Annotated in this window: 14 protein-coding genes; all 14 read right to left on the bottom strand. The window is 71.1% G+C overall.

The features are described from left to right. Position 1: 1 nt before the first annotated feature. Positions 2–1,231, bottom strand: coding sequence for a serine hydroxymethyltransferase (gene glyA, locus AB0D48_RS10025; protein ID WP_362392979.1), 1,230 nt, complete (start codon positions 1,229–1,231; stop codon positions 2–4). 106 nt (positions 1,232–1,337) lie between these two features. Further along, positions 1,338–1,994 (bottom strand): protein-tyrosine-phosphatase, encoded by a 657-nt coding sequence (locus AB0D48_RS10020; protein WP_362392976.1) that lies wholly within the window; start codon positions 1,992–1,994, stop codon positions 1,338–1,340. Further along, complete coding sequence (locus tag AB0D48_RS10015) at positions 1,991–2,638, bottom strand: L-threonylcarbamoyladenylate synthase (protein WP_362392973.1); 648 nt, start codon at positions 2,636–2,638, stop codon at positions 1,991–1,993. The genes AB0D48_RS10020 and AB0D48_RS10015 overlap by 4 nt, the downstream gene beginning before the upstream one ends. Before the next feature lie 49 nt (positions 2,639–2,687). Beyond that, the gene (gene prmC, locus AB0D48_RS10010) at positions 2,688–3,533 is read right to left on the bottom strand and encodes a peptide chain release factor N(5)-glutamine methyltransferase (RefSeq protein ID WP_030295285.1); all 846 of its coding nucleotides are present in this window, start codon (positions 3,531–3,533) and stop codon (positions 2,688–2,690) included. 62 nt (positions 3,534–3,595) lie between these two features. Then, positions 3,596–4,675, bottom strand: a complete 1,080-nt coding sequence (gene prfA, locus AB0D48_RS10005; protein WP_362392970.1) for a peptide chain release factor 1 — start codon at positions 4,673–4,675, stop codon at positions 3,596–3,598. 131 nt (positions 4,676–4,806) lie between these two features. Beyond that, positions 4,807–5,025, bottom strand: coding sequence for a 50S ribosomal protein L31 (gene rpmE, locus AB0D48_RS10000; protein ID WP_215148851.1), 219 nt, complete (start codon positions 5,023–5,025; stop codon positions 4,807–4,809). 162 nt (positions 5,026–5,187) lie between these two features. Beyond that, positions 5,188–6,288, bottom strand: a complete 1,101-nt coding sequence (locus tag AB0D48_RS09995) for an LCP family protein (protein ID WP_362392966.1) — start codon at positions 6,286–6,288, stop codon at positions 5,188–5,190. Positions 6,289–6,651: 363 nt separating this feature from the next. Further along, the gene (rho, locus tag AB0D48_RS09990; protein ID WP_362392963.1) at positions 6,652–8,772 is read right to left on the bottom strand and encodes a transcription termination factor Rho; all 2,121 of its coding nucleotides are present in this window, start codon (positions 8,770–8,772) and stop codon (positions 6,652–6,654) included. A 427-nt stretch (positions 8,773–9,199) separates the two neighbouring features. Then, positions 9,200–10,126 carry a homoserine kinase gene (thrB, locus tag AB0D48_RS09985; RefSeq protein ID WP_362392960.1) on the bottom strand — a complete coding sequence of 309 codons (927 nt, stop codon included), beginning with the start codon at positions 10,124–10,126 and terminating at the stop codon, positions 9,200–9,202. A gap of 429 nt (positions 10,127–10,555) precedes the next feature. Then, entirely contained in the window at positions 10,556–11,626 is a 1,071-nt protein-coding gene (thrC, locus tag AB0D48_RS09980) for a threonine synthase (protein WP_362392957.1), read from the bottom strand. 6 nt (positions 11,627–11,632) lie between these two features. Then, entirely contained in the window at positions 11,633–12,922 is a 1,290-nt protein-coding gene (locus tag AB0D48_RS09975; RefSeq protein ID WP_362393083.1) for a homoserine dehydrogenase, read from the bottom strand. 128 nt (positions 12,923–13,050) lie between these two features. After that, positions 13,051–14,442 (bottom strand): diaminopimelate decarboxylase, encoded by a 1,392-nt coding sequence (gene lysA, locus AB0D48_RS09970; RefSeq protein ID WP_362392954.1) that lies wholly within the window; start codon positions 14,440–14,442, stop codon positions 13,051–13,053. Between the two features lie 19 nt (positions 14,443–14,461). After that, positions 14,462–15,448 (bottom strand): ArgS-related anticodon-binding protein NrtL, encoded by a 987-nt coding sequence (nrtL, locus tag AB0D48_RS09965; RefSeq protein WP_362392951.1) that lies wholly within the window; start codon positions 15,446–15,448, stop codon positions 14,462–14,464. Between the two features lie 95 nt (positions 15,449–15,543). Next, a complete protein-coding gene (locus tag AB0D48_RS09960) occupies positions 15,544–16,041 on the bottom strand; it encodes a response regulator (RefSeq protein WP_362392948.1) in 498 nt (165 codons plus the stop codon). Positions 16,042–16,111 lie beyond the last annotated feature (70 nt).

Here is a 16,111-nt window from a genome sequence, read left to right as displayed (position 1 = left end):
ATTACTCACCGTACGGGGGAAATCCCAGCGTGAGCTCGTTGACCTCTGTACGGGTTTTCGCGGCTTCCCCGTGCAGCGCGGCGGCAAACAGTGCCGCGATGCGGAGCATCTCCGGCTCCCCCATCCCCTGGGTGGTCACGGCGGCCGTGCCCAGCCGGATGCCGCGCTGGTCCCCGTACGGCAGGGCGCAGGTGTCGAGCACGATCCCGGCGGCGGCCAGCCGGCCGCGCGCGGTCGGGCCGTCGACTCCCAGCGGGGCCGGGTCGGCGGTGATCAGGTGCGTGTCCGTCCCGCCGGTGGTGACGGTGAAGCCGTGGTCCTCCAGCGCTTCGGCCAGCGTCCGGGCGTTGCCGACGACCCGGTGGGCGTACGTGGCGAAGGCGGGAGCTGCGGCCTCCCCGAAGGCGACGGCCTTGGCGGCGATGGTGTGCATCTGGGCGCCGCCCTGGGTGAAGGGGAACACCGCCCGGTCGATCCGCTCGGCGAACTCGGCGCCGCACAGCAGCATCCCGCCGCGCGGCCCGCGCAGCACCTTGTGCGTGGTCGCGCAGACGATGTCGGCGTACGGGACCGGGCTGGGCGCGGCCCCGCCGGCCACCAGCCCGATCGGATGGGCGGCGTCGGCGATCAGATAGGCCCCGACCTCGTCGGCGATCTCCCGGAAGGCCGAGTACTCGGGGTGGCGGGGGTAGGAGATGGACCCGCAGACGACCGCCTTGGGCCGGTGCGCGCGGGCGAGGTCCTGCACCTGCTGGTAGTCGATGAGTCCCGTCTCGGCGTCGACCCCGTACCCGACGAAGTCGAACCACCTGCCGGAGAAGTTGGCGGGCGAGCCGTGGGTGAGGTGCCCCCCGTACGGGAGCCCCATCGCCAGCACCGTGTCCCCGGGCCGCAGCAGCGCGGCGTAGGCGGCCAGGACGGCGGACGAGCCGGAGTGCGGCTGTACGTTGGCGTGCTCGGCCCCGAACAGCGCCTTGGCGCGTTCCACGGCGACCTGCTCGGCCACGTCGACGTACTCGCACCCGCCGTGGTAGCGGGAGCCGGGGTATCCCTCGGCGTACTTGTTGGAGAGCGTCGACCCGAGTGCGGCGAGCACGGCGGGCGAGGTGAAGTTCTCGGCGGCGATCAGCTGCAGCGTGCTCGCCTGCCGCTGCCGCTCCCCCGCGAGCACGTCGGCCATCTGCGGGTCCTGCCGTCGCAGGATGTCCGTGGGCTGGGTGATGACGCTCATGGCGCGACTCCAGGGGTACCGGGTACCAGCCACTGTAGGCCGGGCCCGGCTCCGGCGCCCTCCGACGGGCCGCTGCGCGTCACGGAGATCGCGGGCCTCCGCAGGCTCAGCGCACCGCGGTGACGCCCGTCAGCGCCGTGACCACCGGATCCAGCGCCTGGTTGATCTCGTCGCCGATCGAGCGGAAGAAGGTGATCGGCGCCCCGTACGGGTCGTACACCTCGTCCGCGTCCGGCGACGGCGCCAGCAGCCAGCCCCGCAGAGCCGCCGCGGCCCGCACGAGCGCCCGCGCGCGCTCCGCCATGCCGTCGTCCAGCGGCGGCAGCGTGGCCGGATCTATCGCCCGGACCAGCCGGGTGAACTCCTTCAGCGTGAAGGTGCGCAGCCCCGCCGAATGCCCCATCGAGATGACCTGGGCCCGGTGGTCGCGCGTAGCGGTCAGCACCAGGTCCGCGCGTATGACGTGCTCGTCCAGCAGCTCCCGCCCGGTGAACCCGGAGGCGTCGGCCCCGAAGTCCGCCAGCACGGCGGCCGCGTTCGCCTCCATGGGGGCGCCCTCGTGGCCCCAGGTGCCGGCGCTCTCCACGATGAGGTCCCCGTGGACGAGACCGCCCAGCCGGTGCGAGAGGGCGTGCCGCGTCAGCCGCTCGGTGATGGGCGAGCGGCACACGTTGCCGGTGCTGACGTGGAGGATGCGGAAGGTGTCTCCCCCAGCCTCTGCTGGGAGGTGCCCCGTTGCTATGCCACGCCCCTCAGGGCTCACGGGGCGACCTCGAGGTCGGGTACGACCTCCCGCAGCTGGTCGGCGGTGAGCGCCCCTGCACGCAGCAGGAGGGGAACCTTCCCGGTGACGTCGACGATCGACGACGGCTGGATGCCGGGGGTCGGGCCGCCGTCCAGGTACACGGACACGGAGTCCCCGAGCATCTCGCGCGCGGCGTCGCAGTCTTCCGGCGCCGGGTGCCCGGACAGGTTGGCCGAGGACACCGCCATCGGTCCGACCTCGGTCAGCAGCTCGATCGCGACGGGGTGCAGGGGCATGCGTACGGCCACGGTGCCGTGGGTGTCGCCGAGGTCCCACGCCAGCGAGGGCTGGTGCTTGGCGACCAGCGTCAGCGCGCCCGGCCAGAAGGCGTCGACGAGCTCCCACGCCTGCTCGGAGAAGTCGGTGACCAGGCCGTGCAGGGTGTTCGGGGAGCCGATGAGGACGGGGGTGGGCATGCCGCGGCCCCGGCCCTTGGCGGCGAGCAGGTCGTGGACGGCCTCCGGGCTGAAGGCGTCCGCGCCGATCCCGTACAGGGTGTCGGTGGGCAGCACGACGAGCTCGCCCCGGCGCACGGCGGATGCGGCTTCGCGCAGGCCCGTCTTGCGGTCCGTCGCGTCGTTGCAGTCGTATCGCCGGGCCATCAGCGGGCCTCCTCAAGCAGCAGGGGGGTGACGGGAAGGGTCGCGCCGGTCACGGCAGTGCCTTGCGGGCGGTCGCGAAGCGCGGGCGGTTGTTGAGGTCGGGGTGGTCGGCGGCGTCGGCCCAGCCCCGCTCCTCGGCGAAGATCCACGGGACCTGGCCGCCTTGGGTGTCGGCGTGCTCGATGACGACGATGCCGCCGGGCCGCAGCAGCCGGTGCGCGGTGCGCTCGATGCCGCGGATGGTGTCGAGGCCGTCCTCGCCGGAGAACAGGGCCATCTCCGGATCGTGGTCGCGGGCCTCGGGTGCCACGTACTCCCACTCGGTGAGCGGGATGTACGGCGGGTTGGAGATGACCAGGTCGACCTGGCCGTCGAGTTCCGGCAGGGCGCTCAGCGCGTCGCCCTGGTGGACGGTGACCCGGGAGCCCTCGGCGTTCTTGCGGGTCCACCGCAAGGCGTCCTCGGACAGCTCGACCGCGTGCACGCGCGAGCGCGGCACCTCCTGCGCCATGGCCAGCGCGATCGCGCCGGAACCGGTGCACAGGTCGACGATCATCGGCTCGACCACGTCCATCGCCCGGACGGCATGTATGGCCCAGTCCACGACCGACTCCGTCTCGGGCCGCGGGACGAAGACCCCGGGCCCGACCTGGAGCTCCAGGTACCGGAAGAAGGCGCGGCCGGTGATGTGCTGGAGCGGCTCGCGCGCCTCGCGGCGGGCGACGGCCTCCCAGTAGCGGGCGTCGAAGTCCGCGTCCTTGACGTGGTGCAGTTCCCCCCGCTTGACGCCGTGCACGAAGGCCGCGAGCTCCTCCGCGTCGAAGCGCGGTGAGGGCACGCCTGCGGCGGCCAGCCGCTGGGTGGCCTGGGCCACCTCGGCAAGCAGCAAGTTCACGCTGGTCCTCCGGGCTGCTGTCGTACGGGGTGAAGCGGGGGGTCGGGCAGGTCAGGCTGGGGTCAGTGCGCGGCCGCGAGCTTCGCGGCGGAGTCCGTGTCGACACAGGCCTGGATGACCGCGTCGAGGTCGCCGTCGAGCACCTGGTCCAAGTTGTACGCCTTGAAGCCGGTGCGGTGGTCCGAGATCCGGTTTTCCGGGTAGTTGTACGTCCGGATCTTCTCGGAGCGGTCCACGGAGCGCACCTGGCTGCGGCGCACGTCGGAGGCCTCCTGCTCGGCTGCCTCCTGCGCGGCGGCCAGCAGGCGCGAGCGCAGGATGCGCATGGCCTGCTCCTTGTTCTGGAGCTGGCTCTTCTCGTTCTGGCAGGAGGCGACCACACCGGTCGGCAGGTGCGTGATGCGCACGGCCGAGTCGGTGGTGTTGACGGACTGGCCGCCGGGGCCCGACGAGCGGTACACGTCGATGCGGAGGTCGTTCATGTTGATCTCGACCTCGACCTCCTCGGCCTCCGGGGTGACGAGCACGCCCGCGGCGGAGGTGTGGATGCGGCCCTGGGACTCGGTGGCCGGAACGCGCTGGACGCGGTGCACGCCGCCCTCGTACTTCAGGCGGGCCCACACGCCCTGGCCGGGCTCGGTGGCGCCGTTGCCGCCCTTGGTGCGGACGGAGACCTGGACGTCCTTGTAGCCGCCGAGCTCGGACTCGGTGGCGTCGATGATCTCGGTCTTCCAGCCCACGCGCTCGGCGTAGCGCAGGTACATGCGCAGCAGGTCGCCGGCGAACAGGGCCGACTCGTCGCCGCCCGCGCCCGCCTTGACCTCCAGGAGCACGTCCTTGTCGTCGCTGGGGTCGCGCGGGACCAGCAGCAGGCGGAGCTTCTCGGTGAGCTCCTCGCGCTGCTGGGTCAGCTCCTTGACCTCGGCGGCGAAGTCGGGGTCGTCGGCCGCGAACTCCTTGGCCGTCTCGATGTCCTCGGCAGACTGCTTCCAGGCACGGAAGGTCGCAACGATCGGGGTCAGCTCCGCGTAGCGCTTGTTCAGCTTGCGGGCGTTGGCCTGATCGGAGTGGACCGAAGGGTCGGCGAGCTTCTTCTCAAGATCGGCGTGCTCGCCGATCAGTTCCTCGACCGCCTCGAACATCGGGGTACTCCTGGGGTGAAAGTGCGGGGGGACCGCACGGGGCTGGGTGAGGGGCTAGACGACGACAAAGGCGCCGGTCCGGCCGCTCCCGAATGGACAGGGGGCGGCCGGAAACCGGCGCCTGGGTCGCGCTACTTCTTGGCCGCACCCTTGCCGAAGCGAGCCTCGAAGCGGGCCACACGGCCACCGGTGTCGAGGATCTTCTGCTTGCCCGTGTAGAACGGGTGGCACTCGGAGCAGACCTCGGCACGGATGGTGCCCTCGGTGAGGGTGCTACGGGTGGTGAACGACGCGCCACAGGTGCAGCTGACCTGGGTCTCGACGTACTGGGGGTGGATCTCGCTCTTCAAGGTGTCTCCTAGATTCGGGAGGGCGCCGGGTCGCAGGGGCCGAATTGCGCGCTGCGTGAACCGGGGCCGACAGACCAGTCTGCCAGGACCGGGCTGCCTGTCAAAATTCTGAGGACGCCTCCCTCAACGGAGGGGGGTCGCCATCTATTCCGCACGGCTTCCCTACCGGACGACGGCGCCCGCCGTGCCCTTGTCCCCGGTGGAGTTCACGGTGGCCTCGGCGGGGATGGGCTGGTCCGCCAGCAGGGCGTCCCAGACCAGCTTGGACTCCTTCTTGAGCGGGGCCACGCGGTTCTCGTCGATCGCGTCCGTGGTCACCGGCATGGTGATCATCTGCATGTCCTGGGCGTCGATGCCCTGGAGGCTCTGGGCGAAGCCCATGAGGGACTTCACGTCACCGAGCGCCCGGTCGGTGGTGAGCGCCTTGGTGCCGGTGTCCGCGAGGCCGAGCAGCTGCTTGGGGTTGTCGAAGAGGCCGATGCCCTTGACCTGCTTGATCAGTGCCTTCATGAAGGCCTGCTGGAGCTGTATTCGGCCGAGGTCGCCGCCGTCCCCGACGCCGTGGCGGGTACGGACCAGGCCCAGGGCCTGCTCGCCGTTCAGCTTGTTGGGGCCGGCCGGGAGGTCCACGTGGGCGAGCTCGTCCTTGATCGGCTTCGAGGTGGTCACCTCGACGCCGCCGAGGTTGTCGACGATCTTCTTGAAGCCCGTGAAGTCGACTTCGACGTAGTGGTCCATGCGGATCCCCGACATCTTCTCGACGGTCTTGACCGCGCAGGCGGCCCCGCCGATGGTGAAGGCCTCGTTGAACTGCCTGCGCGCGCCGCCGGGGTCGGTCTTCCCCTTGCCGGTGGGGCATTCGGGGCGGGCGGTCATGAGGTCGCGGGGGATCGATATGACGCTGGCCTTCTCGTGGCCTTCGTACAGGTGGACGATCATCGCGGTGTCGGAGCGCGCGGAGCCGCCGTCGTCCGGGCCGTAGCCGGAGTTCGCGCCGCCGCGGGAGTCGGAGCCGAGGACGAGGATGTCCATCGATCCGTTGTCGATGTTCTGCGGGCGGTCGGTGCCGAGCGCCTGGTCGATGTCGACGGTCTTCAGATTGCCGTTGAGCTTGAAGTAGAAGTAGCCGAGGCCCGCGCCGCCCAGCAGGACCACTCCCGCGGCGCTCCAGGCGACGATGGTGAGGGCCTTGCGGCCCTTCGCCGGTTTGCGCCGGCGCCGGCCCGCGGCACGGCGGCCGCGGCCCTTGCTGTCCTCGGTCATGCTCTCCTCAGTCCTGAGTCCGGTCCCCTGGTCCGTTCCGGCACCGCATCCACCCCGCGGGTCCACTGACACAGACGGAGGAACGCCGTCCAGGGTTCCACGGTCGGCGGAGCCCCCTGGCCGCCGCCGGAGCGTCACCCACCTGGGACAAGCGCTCCGTGATCACGCATTCACCTGCGGTTTTGCCGCAGGATCCGGAAGTGGGCACCGAGGTCCACGGGAGGCACGAGTGTGGCGAAGCTCGCACCTGGGGCCCCGTACCGCGCCGTAGAGCGTGTACGCGGCCCCTGGAGCCCCCCGTACACGCACAGCCGCCCCCGCCGCGGGTGCGGCGGGGGCGGCTGTGACGTGCGGTGACGCGGGTCAGTCGTCGTTCTTGCCCGACGGAGTCGTCTTCGCGATCTGCATCAGGAACTCGGCGTTCGACTTCGTCTGCTTCATCTTGTCGAGCAGCAGCTCGATCGCCTGCTGCGAGTCGAGCGCGTGCAGCACCCGGCGCAGCTTCCAGACGATGGCGAGCTCCTCCGCGTTGAGGAGGATCTCCTCCTTGCGGGTGCCCGACGGGTCGACGTCGACGGCCGGGAAGATGCGCTTGTCGGCGAGCTTGCGGTCGAGCTTGAGCTCCATGTTGCCGGTGCCCTTGAACTCCTCGAAGATCACCTCGTCCATGCGCGAGCCGGTGTCGACCAGCGCGGTGGCCAGGATGGTCAGCGAGCCGCCGTCCTCGATGTTGCGCGCGGCACCGAAGAAGCGCTTCGGCGGGTACAGCGCGGTCGAGTCGACACCACCGGACAGGATGCGGCCGGAGGCGGGTGCCGCGAGGTTGTACGCGCGGCCCAGGCGGGTGATGGAGTCCAGCAGGACGACCACGTCGTGACCCAGCTCGACGAGACGCTTGGCGCGCTCGATGGCCAGCTCGGCGACGGTGGTGTGGTCCTCGGCCGGACGGTCGAAGGTCGAGGAGATGACCTCGCCCTTGACCGACCGCTGCATGTCGGTGACCTCTTCCGGACGCTCGTCGACCAGGACGACCATCAGGTGGCACTCGGGGTTGTTGGTGGTGATCGCGTTGGCGATCACCTGCATGATCATGGTCTTACCGGTCTTCGGCGGGGCCACGATCAGGCCTCGCTGACCCTTGCCGATCGGCGACACGAGGTCGATGATGCGGGTCGTCAGCACGCCCGGGTCGGTCTCCAAGCGGAGCCGGTCCTGCGGGTAGAGCGGGGTCAGCTTCTGGAACTCCGGTCGGCCGCGGCCGGATTCGGGTGCCATGCCGTTCACCGAGTCGAGCCGCACGAGGGCGTTGAACTTCTCGCGGCGCTCGCCGTCCTTGGGCTGGCGCACGGCACCGGTGGTGTGGTCACCCTTGCGCAGCCCCGCCTTGCGGACCTGGGCGAGGGAGACGTACACGTCGTTGGGGCCGGGCAGGTAGCCCGAGGTCCGGATGAACGCGTAGTTGTCGAGGATGTCGAGGATGCCCGCGACGGGGATCAGCACGTCGTCGTCGGCGACCTGCGGCTCGCTCGGGGCGAACTCGTCGCGGCCGCGACGGCCACGGCGGTCGCGGTAGCGGCCGCGACGGCCCCGGCGGCCGCCCTCGTCGTCGAAGTCGTCCTGCGGACCGCCGTCCTGGCGGTCCTGACGGCCCTGCTGGCCCTGCTGCTGGCGGTCCTGACGGCCGCCGCCCTGCTGCTGGCGGTCGCCGCGCTCGGCGCGGTCCTGACGACCGCCGCCCTGCGCACCCTGGCCCGGCTGGCCCTGCTGGCCCTGCTGGCCCTGGCCGCCCTGGCCCTGCTCGTCGGCCTTGGCGCCACGGTCCCGGCGGTCGCGCTGGCGGTCGCCGCGCTCGGCACGGTCACCGCGGTCGCGGCGGTCGCGACGGCCGCGGCCCTCGCCGTCCTGCGCGGGGGCGGAGACGGCGGTGGCGGCTTCGGCCTTCACGTCGGTCTGCGGCGCGGTGGCGGTCGCGGGGGCGGCCTCGGCCTTGACCGTCTCGGTCTTCTGCTCGACCTGCACGGCGACGGGGGCCGAGGTCTCCGGGCTGCCGGAGGGGGCGGTGGCCCGACGGCGGCGGCGCTCGCCGACCGGGGCGTCGTCGCTGGCCGGCTGCCCCGGGATGTCGATCTGCGCCTGCGCGGCAGGCTTCTCGGCCGGCGCCTCGGCGGCGGCCTCGCCCGTACGGGCCTTGCTGGTGGCACGGCGCTTCGGCTTGGCCTCGGCGGTGTCGGCGGCAGAGGAGGCGGCCTTGGACGCACCCGCGCCGCCCGCCTGCGTCTCCTTGATGACCTCGATCAGCTGGCTCTTGCGCATCCGCGCGGTGCCCCTGATGCCGAGGCCCGACGCGACCTGCTGAAGCTCGGCCAGGACCATGCCGTCAAGGCCGGTGCCGGTGCGGCGACGCTTGGGTGCGGCGCCCGCGGCGGGGGCACTGGTGTCGACAGAGGTGTCGGCAGCGCCCATCAGATCGGTGGTGTCGCTCACGAAGGGTCCTTCCCTGGAGCGGACGTCGGCCTGTCTGGCTCGGCGACCGGTTGTGCTGTCCGACAACAGGCCGTGACCTGATGGGTCATGGACCGCTGCCGGGGCGGTGGTCCGCCGGTAGAGATACGGCGGAGAGAAACGTGCATGGATGGTTCCGGCGAGAAGCCCCCGAGCTGGAAGCGTGGGAATGTCACGCCGATTCCGGAGCGTGCTCGAAACTGCTGGAAGTGATCAAAGCAGTCGGGGAGGCTCCCGGAAGAAAGGTGGTCCCGAATGGGGACACTGAGCACCGAGCCATGGCGGCTCTGGATGCGCACTTGAGACTAACACTACCGGATCCAACAGATATTCCCCCTCTCAATCACCGGCAATCGCGCCTTCCGCGCGGGCGGCCTGCCCTGGCCGCCCGCCCCTGACCGGCCCTGACTCAGCCGCCCTGGGTTCCCAGCGGAAGTACGCTCGCGCCCGCGGCGTCGAGTGCGAGCCGGTTCGCCGCCCACCCCTCGCCCGCGAGCTGCGCGACCTTGTCGGCCGCGTCGTTGTCGACCAGCGCGAGGACCGTGGGGCCCGCGCCGGAGATGACCGCGGGGATGCCGTCCGCCCGCAGCCTGTTCACGAGTGCGACGCTCTCGGGCATCGCGGGGGACCGGTACTCCTGGTGGAGCCGGTCTTCGGTGGCCGGCAGCAGGAACTCGGGGCGCCTGGTCAGGGCCTCCACGAGCAGTCCCGCGCGACCTGCGTTGACGGCCGCGTCCACGTGCGGGACGGTACGCGGCAGCAGGCCGCGCGCGGTCTCCGTGAGGACGGGCTTGGAGGGGACGAAGACCACCGGAACGATGGAACCGGCGGGCTCCATCCGGATCGCCTTGGCGCTGCCGCCGTCCATCCAGGCCAGGGTGAAGCCGCCGAGCAGACAGGCGGCGACGTTGTCGGGGTGGCCCTCGATCTCGGTGGCGAGCTCCAGCAGCGCCGCGTCGTCGAGCCTGGCCTCGCCGCCTATGGTCACGGCGCGGGCGGCGACGATGCCGGCGCAGATGGCGGCGGAGGAGGAACCGAGGCCCCGGCCGTGCGGGATGCGGTTGGCGCAGACGACCTCGAGGCCGCGCGGCTGGCCGCCCAGCAGGTCGAAGGCGGTGCGCATGGAGCGTACGAGCAGGTGGCTCTCGTCCCGCGGGAGGGTGTCGGCCCCCTCGCCCGCGATGTCGATGTTCAGGCCGGAGTCGGCCACCCGGACGACTACGTCGTCGTAGAGCCCCAGGGCCAGGCCCAGGGCATCGAAGCCCGGGCCGAGATTGGCACTGCTGGCGGGGACGCGCACCCGTACGGCGGCGGCGCGGAACGCTGGACCGGCCATCGTCCGATGACACTCCTTGTGACTGTGCGAGATCTTCGCTCTTCGCTGGCTCGCTGCGAATGTACTGGAGAACGTACGACACCCGAAGGCCCTGTGGGCAGCACCGCAGTCATATGCGCGGTGGCGGATGTAAGTACAGCCTATCGAAGGAAGGTTCTCGCGCGACATAGGGCGCACGGGAGGCGCACGATGCGTGTCGCGCACTTCGGCTGATTCCGAGGGGCTTCGGCCGCACTTTGTTGCCGTACGAGGTGAGTTGCCGGGTTCCGAGGGGCTCAGGAGCCCTCCGGAACCCGGCTCACGGGTGGTGCGTCCGACCGGTGCGCCGGACCTTTGCGCCGGACCTTCGGGTCGGGACTTCCAGGCCGGGACCGTTCGGGTCGGGTTCGCGTAGGACCGGTGTTCCGGACCTGTGCGCCGGTCCCCCGGTCAGACCAGGCCGAGGCGGATGGCCGCGGCTTCGGCGTTCACCGGAACGGTGACGGGCTGCGGAGCGCCGGCGACCGCCCAGTCGGGGTCCTTGAGGCCGTTGCCGGTGACGGTGCATACGATCGTCTGGCCGGGGTCGACCAGGCCCAGCTCGGCGGCCTTGAGCAGACCGGCCACGGAGGCGGCCGAGGCGGGCTCGACGAAGACGCCCTCCTGAGCGGCCAACAGCCGGTAGGCGGCCAGGATCTGACGATCGGTCACCTCGTCGATGAAGCCGCCCGACTCATCGCGCGCCTGCAGGGCGTAGTCCCAGGAAGCCGGGTTGCCGATGCGGATCGCCGTGGCGATGGTGTGCGGTTCCTTGACGATCTCACCGCGCACGATGGGCGCGGAGCCGGAGGCCTGGAAACCCCACACGCGGGGCGTACGGGAGGCCAGGCCGTCGGCCTTGTACTCCTTGAAGCCCTTCCAGTACGCGGTGATGTTGCCGGCGTTGCCGACGGGCAGCACGTGGATGTCGGGCGCGTCACCGAGCGCGTCGACGATCTCGAACGCGGCCGTCTTCTGGCCCTCGATGCGCACCGGGTTGACCGAATTGACCAGCGCCACCGGGTAGTTGTCAGAGAGCGCGCGGGCCAGGTCCAGGCAGTCGTCGAAGTTGCCGTCCACCTGAAGGATCTTGGCGCCGTGCACGAGCGCCTGGCCCATCTTGCCGAGTGCGATCTTGCCGCGCGGCACGAGCACCGCGGAGACCATCCCGGCCCGCACCGCGTACGCGGCGGCGGAGGCCGAGGTGTTGCCGGTGGAGGCGCAGATGACCGCCTGCGCACCCTCCTCCTTGGCCTTGGTGATCGCCATGGTCATGCCGCGGTCCTTGAAGGACCCGGTGGGGTTCGCGCCCTCGACCTTGAGGTGGACCTCGCAGCCGGTGCGCTCGGAGAGCACCTGCGCGGGGACGAGAGGAGTACCACCCTCACGGAGCGTGACCACGGGAGTGGTGTCCGTCACCGGCAGGCGGTCCCGGTACTCCTCGATGATGCCGCGCCACTGGTGGGTGCGATTGCTGCTCATGGGTCCTTACTCCCCTTCAACACGCATGATGCTGGCGACACCGCGCACGGTGTCCAGCTTCCGCAGCGCCTCGACGGTCCCGGAGAGGGCGGCGTCGGGTGCGCGGTGAGTGACGACGACGAGGGAGGCCTCGCCGTCCTTTCCCTGCTGACGGACGGTGTCGATGGAGACACCGTGCTCCGCGAAGGTGGTCGCCACCTGGGCGAGGACGCCCGGCTTGTCCGCCACATCGAGGCTGATGTGGTAGCGGGTGACGACGTCCCCCATGGGGCTGACCGGCAGCTGGGTGTACGCCGACTCGCCCGGCCCCGTTGCCTCGGCGAGCTTGTTGCGGCAGACGGCGACGAGGTCGCCGAGGACCGCGGACGCGGTCGGCGAACCGCCCGCGCCGGGCCCGTAGAACATGAGCCGACCGGCGGCCTCCGCCTCGACGAAGACCGCGTTGTACGCCTCGCGGACGGACGCGAGCGGGTGCGTGAGCGGGATCATCGCCGGATGCACGCGCGCCGTCACCGACTCCCCGTCGGCGGCGCGCTCCAGGATCGCCAGGAGCTTGATGGTGCAGCCCATGCGCTTGGCGGAGGCGAAGTCGGCGGCGCTGACCTCGGTCATGCCCTCGCGGTAGACGTCGTCGAGGCGGACCCGGGTGTGGAAGGCGATGCCGGCCAGGATCGCGGCCTTGGCAGCGGCGTCGTAGCCCTCGACGTCGGCGGTCGGGTCGGCCTCGGCGTACCCGAGTGCCGTGGCCTCGTCGAGCGCCTCCTGGTAGCCGGCGCCGGTGGAGTCCATCTTGTCGAGGATGAAGTTCGTCGTGCCGTTGACGATGCCCATGACGCGGTTGATCTTGTCGCCCGCGAGGGACTCGCGCATCGGGCGGACGAGCGGAATGGCGCCGGCGACGGCGGCCTCGTAGTAGAGGTCCAGCCCGTGCTGCTCGGCCGCGGCGTGCAGTGCGGCGCCGTCCTGGGCGAGCAGCGCCTTGTTCGCGGAGACGACGGAGATGCCGTTCTCGAAGGCGGTGGTGATGAGCGCACGGGCGGGCTCGATGCCGCCGATGACCTCGATGGCGACGTCGATGTCGCCGCGTTTGAGGAGGGCGGTCGCGTCGGTGGTGACGAGCGCGGGGTCGATGCCCTCACGCACCTTCGAGGGCCGCCGTACGGCCACACCGGCGAGCTCGACGGGGGCGCCGATCCTCTGCGTGAGGTCGTCGGCGTGCGTCGTCATGATGCGAGCCACTTCCGAGCCGACCACTCCACAGCCCAGCAGCGCCACCTTCAGCGGACGCGTACGCATCATTCGACCTACGCCTTTCGATCTTCCATCAGTACCCCGTGCGCGGCTTGCGCGCGGGGGCCGAAACCAGTCTCACTCAATGGACAGCAGTTTCCACCCTCGGTCCATTGAGTGAGACGTCTATTTCATCATCCGAGGTCGAGACGCAGGAGATCTTCCTCCGTCTCGCGCCGGACGATCACGCGGGCCTGTCCGTCACGCACGGCGACGACGGGCGGGCGGAGCGCGTGGTTGTAGTTGCTGGCCATGGACCGGCAGTACGCGCCGGTGGCGGGGACGGCGAGGAGGTCACCGGGGGCCAGGTCGGCGGGGAGGAACGCGTCCTTGACGACGATGTCACCGCTCTCGCAGTGCTTGCCGACGACGCGGACGAGCATCGGCTCGGCGTCGGAGGTGCGGGAGACGAGGGCGATGGAGTACTCGGCGTCGTAGAGGGCCGTCCTGATGTTGTCGGACATCCCGCCGTCGACGCTCACGTACGTACGGAGCCCTTCGAGCGGCTTGATGGTGCCGACCTCGTAGAGGGTGAAGGCGGTGGGGCCGACGATGGCACGGCCGGGCTCGACGGAGATGCGCGGCGCCTTGAGGCCGGCGGCCTCGCACTCGCGGGCCACGATCTCGTGGAGCGCCTTGGCGATCTCGTGCGGCTCGCTCGGGTCGTCGCCGGAGGTGTAGGCGATGCCGAGGCCGCCGCCGAGGTCGATCTCGGGAAGCTCGACGCCGTGCTCGTCGCGTACGGCGGCCAGCAGCTGCACGACGCGCTTGGCGGAGACCTCGAAGCCGGCCATGTCGAAGATCTGCGAGCCGATGTGGGAGTGGACGCCGAGGAGTTCGAGGCTGTCGTGCCCGAGGGCGCGCCGTACGGCCTCGGCGGCGGAGCCGTCGGCTACGGCGATCCCGAACTTCTGGTCCTCGTGGGCGGTGGCGATGAACTCGTGGGTGTGGGCCTCGACGCCGACGGTGACACGAATCTGAACGGGCTGGCGTACCCCCAGCTCACGGGCGATGTGCGCGACGCGGGCGATCTCCTGGAAGGAGTCGAGGACGATCCGCCCCACCCCGGCCTCGATGGCGCGCGTGATCTCGCTCTCGGACTTGTTGTTGCCGTGGAAGGCGATCCGCGAGGCGGGCATCTCGGCGGCGAGCGCGGTGGCCAGCTCCCCACCGGAGCACACGTCGAGATTCAGCCCTTCCTCCTTCAGCCACTTCACGACGGCCTTGGAGAGGAACGCCTTCCCGGCGTAGAAGACATCGGCGTCCTTGCCGAAGGCGTGCGCCCAGGCCCGGCACCGCGCCCGGAAGTCCTCCTCGTCCAGGAAGTAGGCGGGCGTCCCGAACTCCTCGGCGAGCTTGGTCACTTCGATCCCGCCGACGCTGGCGACGCCCTCACCGTTGCGCGTGACGGTGCGGGCCCAGACCTTCTCGTCGAGGGCGTTGAGATCGGCGGGCGGCGGGGAGTAGTGCCCCTCGGGCAGCACATCGGCGTGACGGGGCCCGGCGGGGTGCGCGGAACGGCTCATCGGTTTCTCTCTTCGCGGGTCACAGGCGTGTCGGTGCGTCCATGCCGAGGAGGGCCAGGCCGCCGGCCAGCACCGTCCCGGCGGCTTCGGCAAGAGCCAGCCGGGCCCGGTGGGCGGCCAAGGGTTTCTCATCCCCCTGGGGCAGTACGCGGTACTGGAAGTCGAGCAGCGCGTCCGCCAGCTCGACGAGGTGCCGGGTGAGCCGCTCGGGGGCACGGTGGTGCGCGGCGGCTTCGAGGACTAGGGGGTGATCGGCGAGCAGGCGCAGCAACTCGGGGGCGTCGGACACGTCCCCGACGGCGGGCCCGAACCCGAGCTGTTCGGCATTGCGCAGCAGGGCGCGGCTGCGGGCGTGGGCGTACCGCACCCGGAAGAACTCGCTGCCTTCGCCCTGCAGGAGCAGCAGGTCGGAGAACTCGGGCGTCTCCCGGGCCGGCACGGCGAGCATGGCCCAGCGGGCGGCGTCCTCCCCGAACCGCGCGACGACGTCCCCGTCCCGCTTGGCGACGGGGGCGACGACCTCGGGCCCGGGCACGGACACGTCACCGCCCTGACTGCGGAGGAGCCGCAGGACGCTCTCGCGTACGACGCGCTCACGCGGCCCGAGGCCGGCGTGTGCCTCGACGACGGCGGTGGGCAGGAAAGCGGCCCCGCCCCGCGCGTCCCGGATGATCACGTCCCGGACCACCGCATCGCGGACGACGAGGGGAGCGGACAGGGGCAGCAAGGCGAAGTTCAGGAACCCCGCACCGGTGATCTCGACGCTCTCGATCCCCGGCTCCGCGCCGAGCCGGCGGGCCAGCACCCTGGCCACTTCACCGGGCGCGCATCCGGCGCTCTTCGCCACCTGGAAAGCGACCGGGGTGGCGTACTCCCCCACCCCTCCCGGCCGGGTCCGCTCGACGACGACCCGCTCGGGCACGGCCGCCCCAGCGGCCAGCTCCCCGTCCTCGACGGCGCAGCGCACGGCGCGTACGACGGTACGGGGGAGGTCGGCGGGATTCACGGGACCAGCCTAGGGGAGACGGCCTGCCATCCCGCGAAGGGTTTCGCCATGTGGAATACGGGCGGGAAACGCAGGCGCGAACCGGGGCTGCGGAATCAGCCCCTCCCCCTCCCGGCGGGAGCCCCTTTCCTCCCGTCGCGCCGGTCCTTGCCCTCGACCAGCCGGCGCACGATCCGCACCAGCTCGGCGGGCTCGAACGGCTTCGCGAGGAAGGCATCCACCCCGGCCGCGATCCCGGACTCCACCTCGTGCTGCGTACAGGCGCTCACGATCGCGACGGGCAGGTCCCTGGTCCGCGGATCGGCCCGAAGCTGCGCGGCCGTCCCGAAGCCGTCCAGCCGGGGCATGACCACATCAAGGGTGATCACATCAGGACACACGTGGTGCACGACATCCAGACACTCGGCACCATCGTTCGCGGTCACGACCTCGAAGCCCTCCAGCTCGAGATTGACCTTGATCAGCTGCCGGATGACCTTGTTGTCGTCGACAACAAGCACCCGGCCCGAGACGCCTGACACAACTCGAGAGTAGGTCGGCCCGGCCCCCCGCGTCCGGCTTTTTGCCACTTCCACCCCCTGCGGGCGCCCCACCTCCCTCTCCCCCGCAAACCAGTTCCTGATCACCCCACGGAAGCTGGTAGTGTTCAACCCGTCGCCGCAC

This window comes from Streptomyces sp. NPDC048269, from assembly GCF_040652395.1.
Classification (GTDB): domain Bacteria; phylum Actinomycetota; class Actinomycetes; order Streptomycetales; family Streptomycetaceae; genus Streptomyces.
Note: the sequence above shows the minus strand (reverse complement) of the source record. Positions and strands in the feature narration are given on the sequence as shown.